Genomic DNA, 23065 nt, shown 5'->3' with positions numbered 1-23065 from the left:
ATTGCATCTTAAAAAGAAAGTGTTTAAAATACATTATAGTGAATAAATATTCAAATTGACACTTGAGTTTAAATACTGGGAGGCATTATCATATGAAAAAGTGGTTATTATTACTTATGACAGCTGGTCTTGCAGCTGCACTAGCAGCATGCGGAACTTCTTCTAATAATTCAAACGCATCAGGAGATGACAAAACACTCATCATGGCGACATCAGCAGATTATCCGCCATTTGAATCAAAAGATGGGGACAAGGTTGTCGGTTTTGATGTAGATCTTGCAACAGCACTAGCGAAAAAGAACGGCTACAAGCTAGAAATTCAAGATATGGACTTTGCAAGTCTTGTATCAGCTCTTAAAACAAACAAAGCGGATATTGTCCTTGCAGGGATGACTCCTACAGAAAAACGTAAAAAACAAGTGGATTTCTCTGATGTTTATTACAATGCTGAAAACTTGATTGTATCAAAGAAATCTAGCGGAATTAAAACAGAAAAAGATTTAAAAGACAAAACAGTTGGCGTTCAATTAGGTTCTATCCAGCAGGATGAAGCAAACGGTTTGCAAAAAAAATATAACTTAACAGTGGAAGATCGTAATAAAATCTCTGATATCATTCAGGAGATCAAAGCCGGCCGCTTTGATGCAGCCATCATTGAAGATAAAGTAGCTGCTGGTTACTTAAAAAAGGAAAAAGACTTCCAAGCATTTGGATTGAATAGCTCAAACGAAGGCTCAGCCATTGCATTCAAAAAAAATAGCGACTTAACAGCGAAATTCAATAAATCTTTAAAAGAAATGAAGAAAAATGGCGAACTTGATAAATTAATTAAAAAATGGTTTGCTGATGAAAAATAAGTCAGGAAAAGGATCAGCGTCATTCATGAAAATCAAGTAGAAAGCGCTGAAAAGTTCAACATGTGTTGAACTTTTTTCCTGTTTATTCTTTGATTTTATCTGAAGGCAAAAAAAAGGAGAATACCATGATGGATTTTAAAGATGTAATACCTCAGATGCCCTTTATTTTAGAAGGTCTTAAAGTAACGCTTTCTATTGTTGTGGTATCACTTTTTCTTGGATTTATCTTAGGGATTTTATTAACGCTTTGCAAAATTAGTGTATTTAAGCCGCTTATCTGGCTTGCAGATTTTTATACGTCCATCTTCCGGGGCACACCGCTTGTGCTTCAGCTTTTGATTATTTATTTTGGTCTTCCCCAGCTGCTCGGCTTTCAAATTGATCAATACTGGGCGGCTGTAGCAGCATTTTCACTAAACTCGGCGGCGTACGTATCTGAGATCATTCGTGCGGGAATCAATGCCATTGATAAAGGTCAAAAAGAAGCGGCCGTTGCTTTAGGCATCCCGTATGCTAAAATGATGAAGGACTTATTGCTTCCGCAGGCATTTAAAAATATTTCCCCTGCACTTGTGAACGAAACGATTACACTGACAAAAGAATCAGCGATTGTGACAGTCATTGGACTGGGTGATGTGATGAGACGAGCCTATCAAGCAGGTGCTGTCACGTATAATTATCTTGAACCGCTTATTTTTGCGGGCTTGATCTATTATGTCATCGTGCTTGTTCTCACCTTTGTCGGCAAATCGGTGGAAAGGAAGTTAAAATCAAATGATTAAAATAGAGAAGCTTACAAAATCCTTTGGTAAAAATGAAGTTTTAAAAGGAATCGACACCACGATTAAAGAAGGCGAAGTTGTCGCGGTCATTGGACCATCTGGTTCAGGAAAATCGACGTTCCTTCGCTGCATCAACTTACTTGAAAAGCCGACTTCAGGTGTCATTACAATTAAGGATACCGAAATCACAAATCCAAAAATCAATGCACTAAAAGTGCGTGAGAACATCGGAATGGTGTTTCAGCATTTCCATCTGTTCCCGCATAAAACAGTGCTCGAAAATATTACGTATGCACCAATGAACGTGAAGAATCAATCGAAGGAAGACAGTATCAAACAAGCCGAGGACCTGCTCAAAAAGGTAGGGCTTTTAGAGAAAAAAGATGATTTCCCGAACCGTTTGTCCGGTGGTCAAAAGCAGCGTGTGGCGATTGCACGTGCGCTTGCAATGACACCAGACATTATGCTGTTTGACGAACCAACTTCTGCTCTAGACCCAGAAATGGTCAAGGAAGTATTAGAGGTCATGAAGGAGCTGGCTCAATCGGGGATGACGCTCGTCATCGTTACACATGAAATGGGCTTTGCAAAAGAAGTGGCTGACCGCGTGATCTTTATGGACGACGGGAAAATTGTAGAGGATGCAAACCCTGTGCAATTTTTTGAATCGCCGTCTTCACAGCGTGCGCAAGACTTTCTGCAAAAAATATTATAAAGAAAACAGAGAAGGAGACTTAACATCTTCTTCTTTTTTTGATTATAATGGGGAAAGGTAAAAAAGTTCATCATTTCACAATAATGAATGGAAACAAGACAGAAAAGAGTGAATCACATCATGTTTAAAATCGGCTATCGAACGCTGAAAACAGCATTAGGAACAGCGATCGCCATCTATATTGCACAATTGCTTGGCTTGCAAAACTATTCAGCTGCTGGGATTATTACAATCCTTTGTATTCAGGTGACAAAGAAAAGGTCACTTTTAGCATCAGGAGCCCGCTTTGCAGCATGTAGTCTCGCTATTTTATTTTCTTATTTATTTTTCGATCTGATTGGGTACCATCCTTTTGTGATTGGTCTGATGCTGCTCGTCTTTATTCCGACAACCGTGTTGCTTCGAATTAAAGAAGGCATTGTCACAAGCTCTGTCATCATTCTTCATCTGTACATGTCCGGCGGGATTACCCTTCATCTCATCTGGAATGAGCTTTTACTCATCACCATTGGTGTTGGCGTAGCACTCATCATGAACCTGTATATGCCAAGTGTCGATAAAAAGCTTAAACGATACAGTGAACAAATTGAAGCGAACTTTGCCAAAATCTTTGAAGAAATCGAGCAATACTTAATGACAGGGAAGCAAGACTGGACAGGGAAAGAAATACCCGAGACACACCAATTGATTAAAGAAGCGAAAGCTCTCGCATATCGTGATGTTGAAAACCATGTGTTAAGACATGAAAATCTGTATTATCATTATTTCAACATGAGACAAAAACAATTTGAAATCATAGAGCGTGTGCTTCCGAAAATTACGTCTATTTCCATCACAACGGAGCATGGGCAGATCATTGCGGAATACGTCAGAGACTTACGCGAGCATATTCACCCAGGGAACACGGCGCATAAGTTTTTAAGACGCCTCATTGATATGAAGGAAGAGTTCGAGGCTCTCCCTTTGCCGCAAACACGAGAAGAATTTGAGGCAAGAGCTGCACTTTTTCATTTCCTCGGGGAAATGGAACAATATTTAGTCCTGAAAAGCTATTTTAAAGGGATGAAAGAATAGAGACGCATGAGTTCCTCCTTCATTGGTCAATCTAATGAAAAAAGGAGGAGCCTATGCGTCTTTTATTTTATACCGTACTGACCATGTCCCTTTCGCCTATCTGGCCGCTCGGACAGAATCCCCTTCCAGGAGACCCGTTTGTCATTATTAATAAACAAACAAATGAACTTGCCTATATTGATCAAGGGCACATCCAGCAAGTATATCCAGCCTCTACAGGGAAAACAGCAGATTTAACGCCAGAAGGTGAATTTACCATTATGATCAAAGCAAAAGATCCCTACTACAGAAGAAAGAATATTGAAGGCGGTGCGAAGAACAACCCTCTCGGCCGAAGGTGGATTGGATTTGATGCACGAGGAACAGATGGCAGAACTTACGGGATTCATGGAACAAGCGACGAAACATCGATAGGGAAATTTATTACCGCAGGCTGTGTGAGACTTCATAATCAAGATGTAGAACGGTTGTTTGACCAGCTTCCAATTGGAACAAAGGTATGGATTACTAAATCAAGCGATTCATTTGAAAAGCTAGCCAAAGACAAACAGGCCATTCGTTGATCAAACGAATCACCTGCTTGTCTGTTTTATGATAGAAACCTTATAAAAAGGTTGCCGCTCCTGCTAATAGTGAAGAAATTAACAGCAGGCTAATCATGAGCAATACCATAAATTTCATGAATTTCTGAGACATATCGCACCCCTATAACCGAAGATTTTTGCGACGAGCGCACCTTTCTTTATTTTAGCTGGTTTTTTCGTACGCGACAAGTGATCAACAAAGGAAGTGAACGGATGAATCAAATCGATCATATCGCCATTGCAGTCTTTTCGATTAAAGAAACAAGTCAAACGCTTTATCAGTTGTTTAACTGGCAATTTTCAGACATACAAGAAATTCCTGAACAAGAGATTAAGGCGTCATTTGCTTCACTAGGTGACCTGCACATTGAATTGATTGAACCGATGACAGCCCGCAGTAAACTACATACCTTTTTAATCAAAAGAGGAGAGGGACTTCATCATATTGCATTAAAGTCAGCTGACATTCAGGCTGATCTTAGCCGTCTTGATCACCTTGGTGTGCAGCTCCTACAAAAAAAAGCACAAATGGGCGCCAACGGAAAGCGGATTGCATTTATTTCACCTAAAGAAACGTCAGGTGTGTTATTTGAATGGTGCGAGCCCTTGAAAGGAGAGAAATATGGCGATGAATGAATCGTTCAATGACCTGTCTAAATGGCGAGAGAAGGCTTTAAAGGGCGGCGGAGAAAAGCGAGCAGCGGTCCAGCGTAACAAAGGGAAGCTGACGGTTCGTCAGCGGCTGCATGAACTTCTTGATGAGGGCAGCTTGATGGAAATTCAGGCGTTTGCAACAGGTCGTGTATCAGAGTATGTAGGTGACGGTGTCGTTATTGGAACAGGACTCATTCACGGGAGACCCGTATGTGTTTATGCTCAGGATGCGACCGTATACGGAGGCTCGTTAGGTGATATGCATGCCAAAAAAATTATCTCTTTAATGGATTTGGCAGCTAAAAATCAGATGCCCATCATCGGTCTAAAAGACTCAGGTGGTGCGAGAATTCAAGAGGGTGTGGTATCATTAGAAGGATACGGTCAGATTTTTAAACGAAATGTGCTGTACTCTGGTCAAATCCCGCAAATATCCGTTATTTTAGGCTCATGTGCTGGAGGTGCAGTCTATTCTCCTGCATTGACGGATTTTGTCTTCATGACGGAGCAAACAGCTCATATGTTTTTAACTGGTCCGAAAGTCATAGAAAAGGCAACAGGAGAAACCATTTGTCCTGACCGGCTTGGCGGTTCAAGTGTACAGCATCAGACAAGCGGGAATGTTCACTACACTGGGAAAGATGAGAGGGACGTGTTAAAAGCGGTTCGAACTCTTTTAACGTACATACCAACAAAACAGCAGGCTGTCACGCAAGCTGAAGCACGAAAGCATGATGCTGTTGATCCTGGCACAATCTTGCCAAAGGATCCATCACGCACCTATGATGTCAAACAAGTGGTGACAGCGATCACCGATCCAGGCTCATTCTTTGAAACGCAGCCTTGTTTCTCAAAAAATATCGTCACAGGTTTTGCCAGATTACAAGGGGCTTCAATTGGTCTTGTTGCCAATCAGCCAAAGGTGCTGGCAGGAAGCCTTGATCTTGACGCTGCCGATAAAGCGGCCAGGTTTATTCGATTTTGCGATGCGTTTCATATTCCGATTTTAACCCTTGTGGACGTGCCTGGTTTTTTACCAGGGGAGAAAGCCGAGCATGCGGGAATTATTCGCCACGGTGCAAAGCTTTTATATGCGTACGCTGAGGCGACTGTTCCTAAAATCACGGTGATTTTAAGAAAGGCGTTTGGCGGAGCATATGTCGCTATGAATAGTAAGGGCTTAGGGGCTGACTTTGTGTATGCATGGCCAGCGGCAGAAATTGATGTCATGGGAAAAACGTTCGCAGACGAAATTGTTCATTGTGCTTCGAGTGAGTTTGACAAGGAACCGAGTGTATTGAGAGCGGCTCAGGCAGGACTGATAGACGATATTTTCATGCCCGCTGAAACGAGAGAGCGATTGATTCGCTCATTTGACCTGCTTCGCAGTAAAAAAGAAGATAGACCGTTAAAAAAGCATGGCAACATACCGCTATAAGAGGAGGAGCACCATGATGATTAATGAGAAACGCTTATTAGACGAATTTTTAGAACTTGTTCAGGTCGATTCGGAAACAAAACACGAAGAGAAAATTGTTGAAGTATTAAAAGAAAAATTCACGCAGCTTGGTTTGCAAGTGGTTGAAGACGATTCAAAAGCGACAACAGGCCACGGCGCTGGCAACCTCATCTGCACACTAGAAGGAAATCAAGAGGCCGATACGATCTATTTCACTTCTCATATGGACACAGTTGTTCCAGGGAATGGTGTAAAACCAGTCATTGAAGACGGCTACGTGAAGACAGATGGCACAACCATTCTTGGTGCTGATGATAAAACAGGGCTTGCCGCTATGTTTGAAGCGATCCGCGTGCTGAAAGAGAAAAATTTACCGCATGGCACGATTGAATTTGTCATCACAGCAGGTGAGGAGTCAGGACTTGTTGGAGCAAAAGCGCTGGATCCGAAATTAATGACTGCGAAATACGGCTATGCCCTTGATTCAGATGGCAAGGTCGGTACGATTATCGTAGCTGCGCCAACACAGGCGAAAGTACGCGCTACCATTTACGGAAAAACAGCCCACGCGGGTGTGGCACCTGAAAAAGGGGTGTCTGCGATTACCATTGCATCAAAAGCGATTACGAGCATGCCGCTTGGCCGAATTGATGAAGAAACAACGGCGAATATCGGCCGTTTTGAAGGCGGAACGCAAACGAATATTGTGTGCGATCAAGTCGATATTCTTGCTGAGGCACGCTCTTTAGAACCTGCAAAAATGGAAGCGCAAGTAGCGAAAATGAAAGAAGCCTTTGAAAAAACCGCTAAAGAAATGGGCGGAAGTGCCGATGTACAAATTGACATCATGTATCCAGGCTTCAAATTCTCTCACGGCGATCAAGTCGTAGAAGTGGCGAAAAAAGCGGCTGCGAAAATTGGCCGTCCTTCAGAACTACAGACAAGCGGCGGCGGCAGCGATGCAAACGTCATTGCAGGAAACGGCGTCCCAACTGTCAACCTAGCTGTTGGATATGAAGATATTCATACGAAAAATGAGAAAATGCCGATTGAAGAATTAGTCAAAACAGCTGAAATGGTTCTCGCCATTATTGAAGAAACGACAAATCCATCGTAAAGGCAGGAGACTCTGTGAGCACGCAAAAAATCATTATTTTTCAGGTGGGGCAAGAGGATTTTGGCATTAGTGTAGAGCATATTCGTTCGATTGAGAAGGTCCCTTATTTACAGGAAGTAACGAATCTTCCAAAAGAAATTAAAGGACTGATGTCATTAAGAGGAGAGGTCATTCCAGTCAGTGACACAGGCGTCATGCTTCACGGAAAACCTCTTGATGTAACCGAACAGTCTAAGATTTTACTTTTTGAATTAAATAACCAAATGATTGGCTGTCTTGTCTCTGATGCAAAGGATATCATTGATATCGAGCTAAGCGAGATCAAGCCATTTCATATGAACACAAAAGCCTCTGAATATTTCTTCGGCGTTGTGGAGAGAGAGAACAAGATGATTTTACAAGTGGACCCAAGTAAGTTCCTTGGGAAAATTGAGGACCTCGATCAATTGCCAGAGCGATTGAAAGAAGAATTGGCATAAAGAAAAGCCCCTTATCCTTTGATAAGGGGCTTATTTTTATTCAGCAGCGGGCTTGACTTGATCGTTTGCCGCAGCTTTCGTTTTTGATTTTTGGTACATCACATTTAGAATAATCGTTTGAATGGTGAGTAATAGTCCGCTTGTCATCCAGTATAAAGGAAGAGCAGCGGGAGCATTGATTGAAAGAAACAGCATCATGACCGGAAAAATCATGCCCATCACTTTGGCCTGCTTCAGCGCAGCCTCTGTTTGGGTGCCTGATTGCTTCGCATATCTTTGCGTAACATAAAATTGCAAGAAATACATAGCCCCTGCAAAGATCGCCACCAATAGATCGGTTTGTCCTAAGTTAAACCATAAGAACGAATGTGTAGCGATCTCAGGTGTTGAGCGGATCGCTGAGTAAAAGCCAAGAACAATTGGAATTTGAATCAGCATAGGCAGACAGCCCATTGCCAGCGGGTTTACATTGTTCTCTTTGTATATGTTCATCATGTCCATTTGCAGTTCTTTTTGTTTCTCAGGCTCTTTCGTTTTCTTCAATTTACTTTGTATTTGGTCAATCTGAGGTTTGATCAGTGCCATTTTCTCCTGCATGACTCTTTGTTTCTTAAATTGATTTGCAAAAAGCGGAAAAATGAGCAGGCGGACAATAAAGGTCACAAACATAATGGATAACCCGTAATCATCATGGAAAAAGTTCGCAAGCCAAATGATCAACTCAGAAAAAGGCTGGACAAAATAATGATGGAAAAAACCATCAGAGCTTGTATTCGTTTGCGCACTCGCTGCAAATGCAGGTGACGCCATCATCATCAAACATATAGTCGTAAAAATCGTTAATAAACGTTTCAATTCGTTTCCTCCTCAATAATAAAAAATCTAATAAGAGAGAGGAAGCGAATGGTCTTCATCATCATTTGATGATCTTTTCATTCGAATGACTTTACTAATCCAAGTTGTAATGCGATCATATATGATAAACAGAAAGTCTGTTCGATTCAAGCAAGATGCGTCCAACTCTTCCAAACGATGTCCACCAAGGTGCTCGTTCATTCGGCAGTCCTTTAATAAAAATGCAATGCCAATGGCCGTCAGCGCTGGAAGAATAATCGTAAAGAATTCAACAAGGAAAAAGACTTCATTGAATGTATCAATAATCATGATTATCACATCCATTTCATTACTCACAGTGTACTATACACATTGTTAAATGTCTATTGGAACAAACATGAAGTGATGATGATTAGATAGATGTAGGAGGCAGGCAAATGGCTGATTCTCAAAGGAAGGGACGAATTATTTTTCATATTGATATGAATAGTTTTTATGCATCGGTAGAAATGGCGTATGACCCTTCTTTGAGAGGGAAACCTTTAGCCATTAGCGGAAATGCGAAAGAGCGTAAAGGGATTGTTGTGACGTGCAGCTACGAGGCAAGAGCATTAGGTGTAAAGCCCCCGATGCCGTTGTGGGAAGCGAAGCGGCTCTGTCCTGGCCTCGTTGTTCGGACGCCAAATTTTGACCGGTACCGCAGCTCTTCACAAGCGATGTTTACGATACTAAGAGAGTATAGTGACTTAGTCGAACCCGTGTCCATTGATGAGGGCTATATTGATTTGACGCATACGCCATATGCCGAGCATGCGGTCAAAACGGCTCATGATATTCAAACGAGGCTTGTAGAGGAGCTCATGCTTCCTTCAAGTATCGGCATTGCACCGAATAAATTTTTAGCGAAAATGGCGTCTAATTGGAAAAAACCAATGGGTATCACCATTTTACGTAAACGGGATGTCCCGCATATGCTTTGGCCGCTTCCAGCAGGTGATATGCACGGTGTTGGCCAGAAAACGGCAGATAAATTGAAAACAATCGGAGTTCATACCATTGAAGATTTAGCGAAAGCAAATGAGTATGCGTTAAAAGAATTGTTAGGCATCAATGGGCCGAGATTAAAGCAAAAGGCGAATGGCGAACATGACGGAATCGTTGATCCAGACAGGATATACGAATTTAAATCTGTCGGCAATTCGTCAACCCTTCCTCATGATTCTGACGATGCAGATGAGCTCGTCACGTTAATTGATAAGCTGTCACAATCCGTGAGCGCACGATTAAGGAGAAAAGAAGTGATGGCGAATCGGCTACTCATTATGATTCGGTATGCTAGCTGGAAAAATATCACCCGAAGCGTCATGCTCGCAAATCCAACCGATCGAAAGGAAGACTTATTTGAGGCAGCAAAGCAGTTGTTCCTTAAGCACTGGAATGACCAGCCGGTGAGACTCTTAGGCGTGACGGGGACAGATCTTGTAGAACGAAAAGCAGCCGTCAAGCAGCTTGATTTATTTTCTTATACAGAAGATGCAAAAGAAGAGCCGCTCCAATCCGTTTTAGATGATCTTAAAGAAAAGTATGGAAAGCCACTCATTCAAAGAGGAATGACAATGAAGGAAAAAGAGAGCAAAACAAGCGGGACAAGTTTTAATAAAGACTTTTTTCAGGACGAAAGAGGAAATGACTAGCCTGAAAACTTGATAAAAGAGGTGATGTTGTGGTAATTTCAAAGGGTACATCATTTCAGCAGTAATCAATATAGTGTGTTAGAAGGGACGTCAGAATTATGTCAAAACAACAAATCGGTGTGGTTGGACTAGCCGTTATGGGGAAAAACCTTGCCCTTAATATTGAAAGCCGCGGTTTCTCCGTGTCCGTTTATAACAGATCTAGTAGCAAAACAGAAGAATTTCTTCAAGAATCAACAGGGAAAAACGTTGTAGGCACATACAGCATCGAAGAATTTGTTCAGTCGCTTGAAACACCGCGTAAAATTCTTTTAATGGTGAAAGCTGGTGCAGCAACGGATGCAACCATTCAATCATTACTTCCTCACCTAGAGAAAGGTGATATTTTAATTGATGGTGGAAATACATATTACAAGGATACACAAAGACGTAATCAAGAGCTTGCGGAAAGTGGTATTCACTTCATTGGTACAGGTGTTTCTGGCGGTGAGGAAGGTGCTCTAAAAGGGCCATCTATCATGCCAGGCGGTCAAAAAGAAGCGCATGAGCTAGTGAAACCAATTTTAGAAGCGATCTCTGCGAAAGTAGATGGCGAGCCTTGTACTACGTATATCGGTCCAGATGGAGCAGGACATTATGTCAAAATGGTCCATAACGGCATCGAGTACGGAGATATGCAATTGATTTCTGAGTCTTACTTTATCTTGAAGCATGTCGCTGGATTGTCAGCAGAGGAGCTTCATGAAGTATTCTCAGAGTGGAATAAAGGCGAGCTTGACAGCTACTTAATTGAAATTACAGCTGATATTTTCACAAAAGTGGATGAAGAAACAAACCAGCCGCTTGTGGATGTCATCTTAGATAAAGCTGGACAAAAAGGAACTGGAAAATGGACAAGCCAAAGCTCACTTGATCTAGGTGTCCCGCTTCCGATCATTACAGAGTCTGTTTTTGCGCGCTATATTTCTGCAATGAAGGATGAGCGAGTTGAAGCAAGCAAATTAATTCAAGGCCCTGAGCCGACTCAATCAGCTGATGATAAACAAGCGTTGATCGAAGCTGTTAGAAAAGCCCTATTCATGAGTAAAATCTGCTCTTATGCACAAGGTTTTGCGCAAATGAAAGCAGCATCTGATGAATATAACTGGGATTTAAAATACGGTGAAATTGCGATGATCTTCCGCGGTGGATGTATCATCCGTGCAGCCTTCTTACAACAAATTAAAGAAGCATATGACCGTAACCCTGAACTGAAAAACCTATTGCTTGATCCTTACTTCAAGGATATCGTCGAAAGCTATCAATCATCACTTCGTAAAGTCATTTCACTTGCAGTGGAACAAGGAGTTCCTGTTCCTTCATTCTCAAGTGCCCTTGCTTACTTTGATAGCTATCGCACAGCTGTGCTACCAGCAAACTTAATTCAAGCGCAGCGTGACTATTTCGGTGCACATACGTATGAGCGCACAGATAAAGAAGGCACCTTCCATACTGAATGGATGAAATAAAAAGAAGACAAAAGGGTAAAATCAAGATCATTTTAGCCCTTTGTCAACCATCTGAAACCTTACCTTTTTGGTAAGGTTTTTTTGTTTACATATGTTCGGCTAAAAACGCGAAAAAGAGGGATGCTATGTAAAAAAGAAAAGAAAGTAGGGATAGAAGTGGGCATTTTATATGCACTTCTCCCAGCGATATTTTGGGGAAGTATTGTTCTCATTAGTGTCAAGCTTGGCGGTAATGCATACCAGCAAACACTTGGCATTACCCTTGGCGCCTTTTTATTTTCAATGGTTGCCTTTTTCATCAAAATGCCAGAGCTCACACCGCTCATTTTTGCGGTCTCCGTGATTTCAGGCATCTTTTGGAGTATTGGCCAAATGAATCAGCTCTCAAGTGTTGCCTTTCTCGGAGTGTCTAAAGCAGTTCCTTTATCGACGGGGATGCAGCTTGTGAGTACAACATTATTTGGCGTCATGGTCTTTAAAGAATGGCAGACGATGACGGTCATACTTATTGGTTCTTGCGCTATTTTATTGATCATTGCTGGTGTTGTCATGACATCTCTCGGTCAAAAAAAGAGTGACGAAAACGGTGGGGGCAATTTTAAAAAAGGGGTCATTATTTTGCTTATCTCAACCGTCGGCTACGTCGGATATGTCGTCATTTTAAGATGGTTTCATATTGATGGATGGTCTGCCCTCGTTCCGCAATCCGTCGGCATGCTCCTTTCATCCTTGGCGATTAGTCTAAAGCAAGATCCGTTTAGCAAATATACGTTTAGAAATATCATTGCCGGTCTTGTTTGGTCAACAGGAAATTTAGGGCTTCTTTTAGCCATTCCGCTAATTGGTGTAGCCGTGAGCTTTTCGATGTCACAGACAGGGATTGTCATCTCAACATTAGGCGGCATTTACTTATTAAAAGAGAAAGCATCCAGAACAAGCTTTGTGATTGCAGGCTGCCTGATGATTATTGCAGGCGGTGTCCTGCTAGGCTTTACAAAATAGGAGGTTAAACGAATGTATCCAGATTTAGAAGGTAAAACAGTCCTGATTACAGGAGCAGGTACAGGGATAGGTCAAGTGATGGCACGCCGATTCGGACAAGAAAAAGCCAATGTGGTGATCAATTACTTCTCCGATAAAGAAAATCCGGAAGACACCATTGCGGATATTCAACAAAATGGCGGACAGGCTGTGAAAATCAAGGGAGATGTATCAAAGGAAGAAGATATGCAAGCAATGATCGATAAAGCCGTTGATACGTACGGCAGTCTTGATGTGATGATCAATAACGCAGGAATAGAAAATGAAGTGCCTTCCACGGAAATGACGCTGGATAACTGGAACAAAGTGATATCCACCAACTTAACAGGTATGTTTCTAGGGTGCCGTGATGCACTGAAGTATATGACCGATCATGGGATAGAAGGCTCGATTATTAATATGTCGTCGGTTCATCAGCAAATCCCATGGCCTCATTTCGTCCATTATGCAGCTAGTAAAGGAGGAGCCAAACTTATGACGGAAACATTGGCGCTAGAATATGCCCCGAAAAAAATCCGCGTAAACAGCATTGCACCAGGCGCCATTGATACCCCAATTAATGCCGAGAAATTTGATGATCCAGCATTGAAAAAAGGCGTCATTGAACTGATTCCCATCGGCTATATCGGAAAGCCAGAAGAAGTGGCAGCGTGTGCTGTCTGGCTTGCGTCAAAAGAGGCTAGCTATGTCACAGGATTAACGTTATATGTAGATGGCGGCATGACGAAGTATCCTGGGTTCCAGGCAGGGAAAGGATAAGGAGAAAGACAAAGAGCGTACATCAATACGCTCTTTTTTATATAAAATACAGACAAATAAAATTAAATGTCTAGACATTTAAAAATAAAAATATATAATATTAAATGGAAGCGCTTTTATTACAACAATGGGGTGAGAGAAATGAAACGTATTTTATTAGCATGCAGTTCAGGGATGTCTACGAGTTTACTAGTGACAAAGATGAAAGCACATGCCGATTCAATTGGGGACGAAGCAGAAATTTGGGCAGTGGGGCAAGATCAAGCAAAAAAAGAAATGGCGAATGCAGATGTTGTATTAATCGGACCGCAAATGAGCTTTTTAAAAGGAGACCTTCAAAAAGAAGCAAAAAAATACGGGATTGAGGTAGAGGTCATTGATATGCAGGCGTACGGGCTTGCCGATGGACAAAAAGCGTATGAACAGGCACTTACATTGATGGGGGAATCTTAAAGGATGGAAAAGAAAACACTCGAAGGGCTCACGGAGGAACAAGTGAGCTTTCAATTGATCTTACACAGCGGGAATGCACGCAGCAAATTGCTTCAATCTCTTAAACAATTTCGAGAAGGTCTAGAAGAAGAGGCTTTTGGTCTTATGAAAGAAGCGGAAGAAGATTTACGGCATGCACATGACATCCATTTTCAACTCGTACAGAAAGAGGCAGGAGGAGAAACAACATCCTTTTCCTTACTGCTCATGCACGCTGAAGATCACTTAATGTCGACCATTACCATCAAGGAGCTTGTGGGAGAGCTCCTGCCGATATTCCAAGCGCTAAAACAATAAAGGGTGTAAACAAGGGGGGGAAACCAATGTTTGATAAAATAAGTGCCATTTTGGTTCCGATTGCTGGGAGATTGAACAACAACCGCTATCTAGGCGTATTACGGGATGCCTTTATGCTTGCGTTCCCGCTTACCATTTTTGGTTCCATTATGGTTGTGCTAATGAATTTGCCATTTTTAGATAAAATCATGAGTCAAACAGCACTGGAAGGATTTCAGTCTGCACTGAATATCGCGCCAAGTGCGACCATTAGCATTATGAGCGTGTTTGTTGTATTTGGGATTGGCTACTATTTATCGAAAAGCTATGAAGTGGAAGCTGTATTTGGCGGCGTGATTGCTTTAGCCTCTTTCTTGCTTCTGACTCCATTTTTACTAGAACAAGAGGGCGGTGCATCTATTGCAGGCGTGATCCCAGTTGATCGTTTAGGAGCAAAGGGGATGTTCCTTGGAATGATCACAGGCTTTTTATCTGCTGAAATTTATCGTTATTTTGTCCAAAAGAAATTTGTCATCAACATGCCGCAAGGGGTTCCACCAGCTGTTTCAAAGTCTTTTGCTGCACTGATCCCGGCTACTTTAACACTCACCACCTTTTTACTGATCAATATCATCATTACACAAGGCTTCAAAACAAACATGCATGACTTGATTTACCATGCTATTCAGGCGCCACTTGTCGGACTTGGAAGCGGTATCATTCCGACCTTGATCGCTATTTTCTTTATCCAAATTCTTTGGTTCTTTGGGCTCCACGGCCAAATTATTATCAACTCTGTTATGGACCCGATTTGGAATACATTGTCCATTCAAAACCTAGAGAGCTATACAAAAACAGGTGAGGTTCCTCATATCATCAGCAAGCAGTTTATTGAAATCTATACGGTTGGAATGGGTGGAACCGGTATGACGCTGGCGGTTGTGTTTACGATTTTAATTTTCTTGAAAAGTAAACAATTAAAACAAGTTGCAAAGCTCGGCTTAGGGCCAGGATTATTTAACGTCAATGAACCGATTATCTTCGGTTTACCGATTGTGATGAATCCGCTTATCCTCATTCCATGGATTTTGGCGCCAATGGTCATTACGTGTATTTCTTATTTTGCAATGGCTGCAGGCATTGTTCCGCCGCCGACAGGCGTAAATATTCCATGGACGGTGCCGATCTTTATTAGCGGGATCATGGCAACAAATTCATTAGCAGGCGGCCTGCTTCAGCTGTTTAATTTAATGATTGTGTTTGTCATTTGGTTCCCGTTCCTGAAATTTATTGACCGTATGAATGTGAAAAATGAAAAGATAACCACAACAGAATAAACGAAGACAACTAACATCAAAGGCGAAGGAGACTCAATACATGTCGATGGAAACTAACAAACAATCATATATATTTCCAGAAGGTTTTTGGTGGGGATCTTCTGCTTCTGCGACGCAAACAGAAGGGAGCGTCTCTGGAGATGGAAAGGGACCGAACATTTGGGATCATTGGTTTGAAAAAGAGCCGACACGCTTTTTTAATGGCGTAGGGCCGAACGTGACATCTCAATTTTACCGAAAATATAAAGAAGATATCCGTCTGATGAAAGAAATTGGGCACAATTCGTTTCGGCTTTCGATTTCATGGTCACGCCTTTTACCTGAAGGAAAAGGTGCCGTCAATGAAGAAGCAGTGTCTTTTTACAATGCTGTGATCAATGAACTGATTGCACATGATATCGAGCCGTTTGTGAACCTGTACCATTTTGATATGCCAATGGCGCTGCAGGAGAAGGGCGGATGGGTGAACAGACAAGTAGTCGACGATTATGTCAGCTATGCGACATTGTGCTTTCAGTTATTTGGAGACCGAGTGAAAAAATGGTTTACCCATAACGAACCGATTGTCCCTGTAGAGGGCGGGTATATGTATAGCTTTCATTATCCAAACGAAGTCGATTTCCAAAAGGCAGTACAGGTCGGTTTTCATGAAATTTTATCAAATGCTAAGGCGATTGCGGCTTACAAAGAAATGAAGCAAGACGGGAAAATCGGCATCATTCTGAATCTCACCCCTTCGTATCCGCGAAGCCAGAATCCGCGCGATGTCGAAGCAGCTGAGTTGGCAGATGCTTTCTTTAACCGTTCCTTCCTAGATCCTGCGGTAAAAGGACATTTCCCTGAAAAACTAGTAGAGGTCTTAAAGAAAGAAGGCTTTATGCCAAGTATGGAAGAAGGAGACCTTGCGCTCATTCAAGAGAATACAATTGACCTTCTTGGCATCAACTATTATCAGCCAAGAAGAGTGAAAGCAAAAGAGCATATGCCTCATCCTCAAGCGCCATTTATGCCAAATCATTATTTTGATTCTTTTGAAATGCCGGGAAGAAAAATGAACGTGTATCGAGGCTGGGAAATCTATGAAAAAGGGATTTACGATATATTGAAAAAAGTCCAAACAGACTATGATAATATCGAATGCTTTATTTCTGAAAATGGAATGGGAGTCGAAGGAGAAGAGCGGTTTAAGGATGAAGAAGGAATGATTCATGACGATTACCGTATTGACTTTATATCTGAGCATCTCAAATGGGTGCATCAAGCCATTCAAGAAGGAAGCAATGTGAAAGGCTATCATCTGTGGACGTTTATGGATAATTGGTCATGGACAAATGCATACAAGAATCGTTATGGATTTGTCTCAGTTGATCTACAAGAAGACGGGAAACGAACCATCAAGAAAAGTGGATACTGGTTTCAATCTGTTTCAAAGAATAACGGTTTTTAATGAAAATACTTGCTCTTTCCTTAAAAAGGGCAAGTATTTTTCTTATGTGAAGGCAAGAGGATGAAACAAAAATGGCTGGCACCTTTTAAGCACACTAGGCTTAGTGTAGAATGAGAAGAAGGCCAAAAAACGCCATAAAGAAAGCGCTATAATATGATATGAAAAAACAGTCAGTTGGTGGTGTGAGATGAAAAAGTACGAGCTCATTTCAGAAGAAATTAGAAAACGAATAGGAACAGCATATTATCCAGCAGATCAACCCATTCCAGATGAAAACTCGCTTGCCGCTGAATTTCAATGCAGTAGAATGACGATGAAGCGCGCGCTCGATCTTCTCGTGGCAGAAGGTCTGCTCTTTAGAAAAAGAGGTCACGGCACATTTATTGTGAAGGCGGCGCTAAACCAAGGGGCAATCAACGTCTCAGGCCATGAAAATAAAGGATTCACAAAAGTCATGGCAGATAAACATGTGACGAGCCAAATCATTCGCTTTGATGTGCATTTCCCAAGTGAAGAGGTGGCAGCCCACCTATCGATTGACTTAAGCTCACCCGTTTATGACATTATTCGGCTCCGTCTTGTGGATGAAGAGCCGTATGTATTAGAAAAAACCTTTATGCCTGTAAATATGATCAAGGGAATAGATGAAGAGGTTTTGCTGGGCTCTATCTATGACTACATTTCAAAGGAGCTTCAATTGAAAGTAGCAGGGGCGCACAAGAAAATTAGAGCGGCAAAATCAGACCAGCTTGATCAGCAGTATTTAGGCTGTGACCCAAGTGATCCAGTGCTTGAAGTCGAGCAGGTTGCTTATTTAAACACAGGCCGGCCGTTTGAATATTCCTTTAGCCATCATCGCTATGATAAGTTTGATTTTTCAACGGTTGAAATTACGAAAACAGGACGTTAAAAAAAGAGCAGAACTCCTAGGGAGACTGCTCTTTTTTATATCGATTTTATATATTCCACCAATGGTACCCGTCTTTTTCTAGAAGCTGATCTGCTTCTTTCGGTCCCATTGAACCAGCAGGGTAGTTTGGTTTTAATGTTTTGTTTTCTGCCCATTTTTCAGAAATCGGATCAACAAAGTTCCAAGAAAGTGCCACTTCATCCCAGTGAGCAAAGTTTGTAGCATCGCCCAATAAACAGTCATGAATCAGCTTTTCATATGCTTCTGGTGTATTCATGATGTCATTATAGTTTGTTTGGTAGTCGAGCTTAATTGGTTTCGCATACGTTCCGCCATCTAGCTTGCGAGCGTTCAGGTGAAGGGTAATGCCTTCATCTGGCTGAATGTGAATGACGAGTAAGTTTGGATGCATGGAATTTCCATTTCCGTAGTACAGGTTCATTGGAATGTCTTTAAATTGAACGACGATCTGAGTAGATTTCTTTTCTAATCGTTTTCCTGTACGAATGTAAAATGGTACCCCGGCCCATCTAAAGTTATCAATCAGTAGCTTCCCTGCAACGAATGTTTCTGTATTGGAGTTCGGATCAACATTTTGCTCTTCAAGATAGGAGGGAACCATGCTGCCATCAATCGTCCCAGCATCATACTGCCCGCGGACAAAGAATTGATCGACCTCATCTTTAGAGAAAGGACGAAGAGCACGCAATGCTTTCCGTTTTTCGCTACGGATTTCCTCTGTATTCAGCTTAATTGGAGGCTCCATTGCTAAAAGTGCGACCATCTGAAGCATATGGTTTTGGACCATGTCTCTTAGGGCACCAGAACTTTCGTAATATCTAGCCCGGTCTTCAACACCTAAAGATTCACTAGATGTAATTTGGATGTTTGAAATATAGCGGTTTGTCCAAAGTGGTTCAAAGATGGCATTCGCAAAACGGATGACCTCGATGTTTTGAACCATTTGTTTACCGAGATAGTGGTCAATCCGATAAATTTGATCTTCTGTAAATGCATCACGAATTTCTTCATTTAGCGTTTTCGCACTTGGCAGGTCATGTCCAAATGGTTTTTCGATGACAAGACGTGACCAGCCGGTTGTTTCTGATACGCCCTCACTCTTTAAGAACTTTGCAATCGTTCCGAAGAATTCCGGTGCCATGGCTAAATAAAACATACGGTTATTTGGGATACTGTACGTATCTTCAAGGCCGGCTAGAAGTGTGTTAAGCGATTGATAGGAAGCAGGGCTTGATACGTCGAAGTCATGATAATAGAAATGAGAAATGAATTCCTCTGTTTTCGCTTCCGCATCATCAGAAGAGACCGAATCTTTTACCACAGCTCTGAGGTCCTCATGAGACCAAGGGCGGCGCCCAACACCTACAACGGCGAATTCATCTCCAAGCTTTCCGCTATGAAAAAGTCTATGTATAGAAGGGTAGAGCTTGCGTTTGGCAAGATCTCCTGTTGCGCCAAAAATGACAATGACTGCTTTTGGATTGTTAGTTTCTGTATTCACGAAAAGTACCTCACTTTATTCGTAGCATTGTTGTAAAAACCGAGAATGTATGTACATTTTCTTTATTTTAAAGGTTCATTGTTCGTAAAGCAAACATTTGATTCGACTTTTTCTGCTCTCGTTTGACTTTTTTAAAAAATTCCGCTGAATTCACATTTACCTTGTCTTCATGTATTCTATATGAATGAAGATATTGTATACCGGCTGTAGGAGGAAAAAGCTATGGAACTGCTCTTTTTAGGAACAGGTGCAGGCATTCCTGCAAAAACAAGAAACGTCACTTGCACAGCGCTTAAGCTATTAGAAGAGAGGAAAGCAGTGTGGCTTTTTGATTGCGGGGAAGCGACGCAGCATCAAATATTACATACAACGATTAAACCGAGAAAGATTGAGAAAATATTTATCACTCATATGCACGGTGATCATGTATATGGTCTCCCAGGACTGCTCGGCAGTAGGTCCTTTCAAGGCGGAGAGGATGAACTAACAATCTATGGCCCAAAGGGTATCAAAGCCTTTGTGAATGCGGCACTTTCAGCTACACAAACGCATTTGACATATCCGCTGCATATCATAGAAATAGATGAAGGCATCGTGTTTGAGGATGATACCTTTCAAGTAGAAGCAAGACGGGTGTCTCACGGTATCCCAGCTTACGGCTATCGGGTTGTCGAAAAAGATGTACCTGGTGCATTAAAAGCCGAAGACCTAAAAGAAATCGGGGTAAAACCTGGACCTTTGTATCAGAAGTTAAAAAAAGGGGAAACCGTTACACTTGAAGATGGCAGGATCATTGACGGAACCGATTATTTGGAACCCCCTAAAAAAGGGAGAATTGTTGCATTTTCAGGAGATACTCGTTTGTGCGAGAATATAATAAGGCTTGCCAAGAATGCGGATGTGTTAGTCCATGAAGCAACATTCGGTAAAGAAGATGCAGAATTAGCCTACAATTATTATCACAGCACGACAGAACAGGCAGCGCAAACGGCGCAGGAAGCAGGCGCAAAAAGGCTCATTTTGACCCATATTAGTGCACGGTACCAAGGAGAAGAGGCACTGCATCAACTGTTAAAAGAAGCCCGCGATATATTCCCGCTGACAGAAGCTGCACATGATTTCTTTTCTTTTACGATTGACCGTACCCTGTAAAAATTGGATGAATCGTCAAAAAAAGTTGTGTGATTTTTTTGATATTTTTGATGACGCTCTTTTTCAGGTAGTGGTAAAATGGTGAAGAAAAAATAAATGACGTATCAAACTATGAAGAATACGGGAGGCACAATCAAAGATGAGCGGTTTTACAGCGTTAAGTGAAGCAGAATTGAATGACCTTTATTTGGCACTACAAAATGAGTATGAAACGTACAAAAGTAAAAACTTACACTTAGACATGTCTAGAGGGAAACCTTCGCCAAAACAGCTCGATTTGTCTATGGGCATGCTCGATGTCGTGACATCAAAGGATGCGATGACAGCTGAGGATGGCACAGATGTGCGAAACTATGGCGGTTTGACAGGCCTTCCTGAAACAAAGAAATTTTTTGCAGATGTGCTCAATCTGAAGCCAGAACAAATCATCATTGGCGGTAATTCCAGCCTCAATATGATGCATGATACAATTGCCCGTGCCATGAGTCACGGTGTATATGGCAGCAAAACACCTTGGGGAGAGCTACCAAAGGTGAAATTCCTTGCACCGAGCCCAGGGTATGACCGTCATTTTGCCATTTGTGAGCTATTTAACATAGAGATGATCACGGTAGATATGAAGGCTGACGGACCTGATATGGATCAGGTAGAAAAATGGGTTGCAGAAGATGAAGCGATTAAAGGCATTTGGTGTGTACCGAAATATAGCAACCCAGACGGCATTACGTATTCAGATGAGGTCGTTGACCGTCTAGCTTCAATGAAAACAAAAGCAGACGATTTCCGTATTTTTTGGGATGATGCATATGCTGTACATCATCTAACGGATACTCCTGATCCATTAAAAGATATTTTTCAAGCAGTAGAGAAAGCAGGGCACCCAAACCGTGTGTTTATGTTTGCGTCTACTTCTAAAATTACATTCCCAGGCTCAGGAGTTGCACTGATGGCGTCTAGCCCGGACAATGTGAGCTTCACTCAAAAGCAATTATCGGTACAAACGATTGGACCAGACAAAATCAATCAATTGAGACATCTTCGTTTCTTCCAGAATCCAGAAGGCTTGAAGGAACATATGAAAAAGCACGCGGCGATCATTAAGCCGAAGTTTGACCTCGTTCTATCTATCCTTGACGAAAAACTTGGCGGGAAAGGCATCGCTGAATGGCACAAGCCAAATGGCGGCTATTTCATTAGTTTAAATACTCTCGATCATTGCGCAAAAACTGTTGTGCAAAAAGCGAAAGAAGCAGGTGTCACAATGACAGGTGCAGGTGCGACTTATCCATATGGAAAAGACCCGTTTGATCGTAACATTCGCATTGCGCCAACGTTCCCATCACTTGAAGAACTAGAGCAAGCGATTGATATCTTTACGTTATGTGTTCAGCTTGTCAGCATTGAAAAGCTGCTTTCTGAAAAAAGTCAATCTGCCCCAACGGCATAAATAAAAGAAACTCCTTGACCGCTTATGAGTCAAGGAGTTTTTGTGTTTAATTGGCTGTTTGATAATAGGAGACAGGCTGTTTAGCTGCGCACCATACATCATAGATGGCAAGCTGAACAATATGCGGCTCATCATGATGAATATAGTGCGAGCTGTTCTGTGCTTGAATCCATCCGCTTTGGGATGAAAAAGACAGCATCCGTTTATGAAGCCTAAGCCAGGCTTCATGCGCTGGATGAAACAATCGGCCCTTACCTGAGGAAATGACAAGAAGCGGCATCATCCCATAATGCGTTTGCTCTTCTTTGATTGTGCATAGCATTTGTTGAAAGTCCTCATGGGTACATTCGGCTGTGAACTGCGCCATATATGAAGCACGTTCTTCCTTTGATAAAAGCGGCAGAATGACCTGCTCTTGCTCCTCACTTGCTGGGTCTAACAGCACCATGCCGATGACATCTTCTCTTCTGCGGCTTGCCCATAATCGGCTGACAAGAGAACCAAATGAGTGAGCCACAATGAGAAATGGCGGCTGGATATTGGCATGTTCCAAAAGCGCATCTAAATCATCTGCAAGGTCATGCAGGGTTCTTCCTTCGCTGCTGACACTGCTGTTTCCATTTCCTAACCGGTCGTATAAGAAAACCCCAAGCTCCGGGTCAATATCATGGGCCATATTTGCCCACGTATCGCCAGACATTCCGTAGCCTGCTTCAAAGATAATGGTCGCTTGTCTTTTGCCTTGACGATGCTTTGTATAAAAGTGATGTCCATCTATATGATACGTTCTTTCAATCATTACAGGGTTCATTCTTCCATCTCCTCTAAGTGGTTCTTTAGCTAAAAGACGGCACAAAAGGCAGATATGTTTCTCTTTAAAACAAAAAAGATGCCTATTTCAAAAAATAGACACCTTTTTCCTATG

At 41.9% G+C, this 23065-nt stretch carries 25 protein-coding genes; 20 read left to right on the top strand and 5 right to left on the bottom strand.

What is annotated here, in order from left to right:
• Positions 1-92: 92 nt before the first annotated feature.
• The 5 genes from IEE86_RS03480 (at position 93) to IEE86_RS03460 (ending at position 3991) form a co-directional block, all read left to right on the top strand.
• Entirely contained in the window at positions 93-857 is a 765-nt protein-coding gene (locus IEE86_RS03480; RefSeq protein ID WP_191095955.1) for a transporter substrate-binding domain-containing protein, read from the top strand.
• 128 nt (positions 858-985) lie between these two features.
• Entirely contained in the window at positions 986-1639 is a 654-nt protein-coding gene (locus IEE86_RS03475; RefSeq protein ID WP_008358556.1) for an arginine ABC transporter permease ArtQ, read from the top strand.
• Positions 1632-2354, top strand: a complete 723-nt coding sequence (locus IEE86_RS03470) for an arginine ABC transporter ATP-binding protein ArtM (RefSeq protein ID WP_191095954.1) — start codon at positions 1632-1634, stop codon at positions 2352-2354. The genes IEE86_RS03475 and IEE86_RS03470 overlap by 8 nt, the downstream gene beginning before the upstream one ends.
• A gap of 120 nt (positions 2355-2474) precedes the next feature.
• Positions 2475-3428: an aromatic acid exporter family protein gene (locus tag IEE86_RS03465; RefSeq protein ID WP_191095953.1), complete on the top strand. Its 954-nt coding sequence runs from the start codon at positions 2475-2477 to the stop codon at positions 3426-3428.
• A gap of 53 nt (positions 3429-3481) precedes the next feature.
• Positions 3482-3991: a L,D-transpeptidase gene (locus tag IEE86_RS03460; protein ID WP_191095952.1), complete on the top strand. Its 510-nt coding sequence runs from the start codon at positions 3482-3484 to the stop codon at positions 3989-3991.
• A gap of 40 nt (positions 3992-4031) precedes the next feature.
• Here the strand turns inward: IEE86_RS03460 and prli42 are convergent, their stop codons facing one another.
• Positions 4032-4124 (bottom strand): stressosome-associated protein Prli42, encoded by a 93-nt coding sequence (prli42, locus tag IEE86_RS03455; protein ID WP_149865350.1) that lies wholly within the window; start codon positions 4122-4124, stop codon positions 4032-4034.
• Between the two features lie 101 nt (positions 4125-4225).
• On the opposite strand from prli42, the gene mce reads away from it, so the two are divergent.
• From mce to IEE86_RS03435, 4 genes are read left to right on the top strand one after another with little or no spacing between them, the layout of a single operon-like run.
• Positions 4226-4648 (top strand): methylmalonyl-CoA epimerase, encoded by a 423-nt coding sequence (gene mce / locus IEE86_RS03450; protein WP_191095951.1) that lies wholly within the window; start codon positions 4226-4228, stop codon positions 4646-4648.
• Complete coding sequence (locus IEE86_RS03445) at positions 4635-6104, top strand: acyl-CoA carboxylase subunit beta (RefSeq protein WP_191095950.1); 1470 nt, start codon at positions 4635-4637, stop codon at positions 6102-6104. The genes mce and IEE86_RS03445 overlap by 14 nt, the downstream gene beginning before the upstream one ends.
• 16 nt (positions 6105-6120) lie before the next feature.
• Positions 6121-7242 carry a tripeptidase T gene (locus IEE86_RS03440; protein ID WP_191096040.1) on the top strand — a complete coding sequence of 374 codons (1122 nt, stop codon included), beginning with the start codon at positions 6121-6123 and terminating at the stop codon, positions 7240-7242.
• Positions 7243-7256: 14 nt separating this feature from the next.
• Positions 7257-7721, top strand: a complete 465-nt coding sequence (locus tag IEE86_RS03435) for a chemotaxis protein CheW (protein WP_191095949.1) — start codon at positions 7257-7259, stop codon at positions 7719-7721.
• A 36-nt stretch (positions 7722-7757) separates the two neighbouring features.
• On the opposite strand, the gene IEE86_RS03430 is transcribed toward IEE86_RS03435, so the two are convergent.
• Positions 7758-8576: a membrane protein insertase YidC gene (locus IEE86_RS03430; RefSeq protein ID WP_191095948.1), complete on the bottom strand. Its 819-nt coding sequence runs from the start codon at positions 8574-8576 to the stop codon at positions 7758-7760.
• A gap of 27 nt (positions 8577-8603) precedes the next feature.
• Entirely contained in the window at positions 8604-8885 is a 282-nt protein-coding gene (locus IEE86_RS03425; protein WP_008342247.1) for a hypothetical protein, read from the bottom strand.
• 107 nt (positions 8886-8992) lie between these two features.
• Here IEE86_RS03425 and IEE86_RS03420 point away from each other — a divergent pair, with 107 nt between their 5' ends.
• The 9 genes from IEE86_RS03420 to IEE86_RS03380 all read left to right on the top strand — a co-directional run bounded on the left by IEE86_RS03420 (position 8993) and on the right by IEE86_RS03380 (position 18019).
• Positions 8993-10249: a DNA polymerase IV gene (locus tag IEE86_RS03420; RefSeq protein ID WP_191095947.1), complete on the top strand. Its 1257-nt coding sequence runs from the start codon at positions 8993-8995 to the stop codon at positions 10247-10249.
• A gap of 98 nt (positions 10250-10347) precedes the next feature.
• The gene (gene gndA, locus IEE86_RS03415) at positions 10348-11757 is read left to right on the top strand and encodes an NADP-dependent phosphogluconate dehydrogenase (RefSeq protein ID WP_191095946.1); all 1410 of its coding nucleotides are present in this window, start codon (positions 10348-10350) and stop codon (positions 11755-11757) included.
• A gap of 156 nt (positions 11758-11913) precedes the next feature.
• The gene (locus IEE86_RS03410; RefSeq protein WP_191096039.1) at positions 11914-12759 is read left to right on the top strand and encodes a GRP family sugar transporter; all 846 of its coding nucleotides are present in this window, start codon (positions 11914-11916) and stop codon (positions 12757-12759) included.
• A gap of 12 nt (positions 12760-12771) precedes the next feature.
• Complete coding sequence (locus tag IEE86_RS03405; protein ID WP_191095945.1) at positions 12772-13557, top strand: glucose 1-dehydrogenase; 786 nt, start codon at positions 12772-12774, stop codon at positions 13555-13557.
• Between the two features lie 141 nt (positions 13558-13698).
• Positions 13699-14010 carry a PTS sugar transporter subunit IIB gene (locus tag IEE86_RS03400; protein WP_047202257.1) on the top strand — a complete coding sequence of 104 codons (312 nt, stop codon included), beginning with the start codon at positions 13699-13701 and terminating at the stop codon, positions 14008-14010.
• 3 nt (positions 14011-14013) lie between these two features.
• Positions 14014-14346: a PTS sugar transporter subunit IIA gene (locus IEE86_RS03395; protein WP_191095944.1), complete on the top strand. Its 333-nt coding sequence runs from the start codon at positions 14014-14016 to the stop codon at positions 14344-14346.
• Between the two features lie 26 nt (positions 14347-14372).
• Positions 14373-15662 carry a PTS cellobiose transporter subunit IIC gene (gene celB / locus IEE86_RS03390; protein WP_191095943.1) on the top strand — a complete coding sequence of 430 codons (1290 nt, stop codon included), beginning with the start codon at positions 14373-14375 and terminating at the stop codon, positions 15660-15662.
• Positions 15663-15702: 40 nt separating this feature from the next.
• Entirely contained in the window at positions 15703-17109 is a 1407-nt protein-coding gene (locus IEE86_RS03385; protein WP_191095942.1) for a glycoside hydrolase family 1 protein, read from the top strand.
• 187 nt (positions 17110-17296) lie between these two features.
• The gene (locus IEE86_RS03380; RefSeq protein ID WP_191095941.1) at positions 17297-18019 is read left to right on the top strand and encodes a GntR family transcriptional regulator; all 723 of its coding nucleotides are present in this window, start codon (positions 17297-17299) and stop codon (positions 18017-18019) included.
• Between the two features lie 46 nt (positions 18020-18065).
• Here the strand turns inward: IEE86_RS03380 and zwf are convergent, their stop codons facing one another.
• Positions 18066-19541, bottom strand: a complete 1476-nt coding sequence (gene zwf, locus IEE86_RS03375) for a glucose-6-phosphate dehydrogenase (RefSeq protein ID WP_191095940.1) — start codon at positions 19539-19541, stop codon at positions 18066-18068.
• Positions 19542-19763: 222 nt separating this feature from the next.
• Between zwf and rnz the strand changes: the two genes are divergently transcribed.
• Positions 19764-20693, top strand: a complete 930-nt coding sequence (gene rnz / locus IEE86_RS03370; RefSeq protein WP_191095939.1) for a ribonuclease Z — start codon at positions 19764-19766, stop codon at positions 20691-20693.
• Between the two features lie 139 nt (positions 20694-20832).
• Positions 20833-22140 (top strand): aspartate aminotransferase type Ic, encoded by a 1308-nt coding sequence (locus tag IEE86_RS03365; protein WP_191095938.1) that lies wholly within the window; start codon positions 20833-20835, stop codon positions 22138-22140.
• 46 nt (positions 22141-22186) lie between these two features.
• Here IEE86_RS03365 and IEE86_RS03360 read toward each other — a convergent pair whose 3' ends face one another.
• Complete coding sequence (locus tag IEE86_RS03360) at positions 22187-22951, bottom strand: alpha/beta fold hydrolase (protein WP_191095937.1); 765 nt, start codon at positions 22949-22951, stop codon at positions 22187-22189.
• Positions 22952-23065: the final 114 nt, after the last annotated feature.

Origin of the sequence: Bacillus crepusculi (assembly GCF_014764715.1) — a bacterium.
GTDB lineage: Bacteria > Bacillota > Bacilli > Bacillales > Bacillaceae > Bacillus.
Note: the sequence above shows the minus strand (reverse complement) of the source record. Positions and strands in the feature narration are given on the sequence as shown.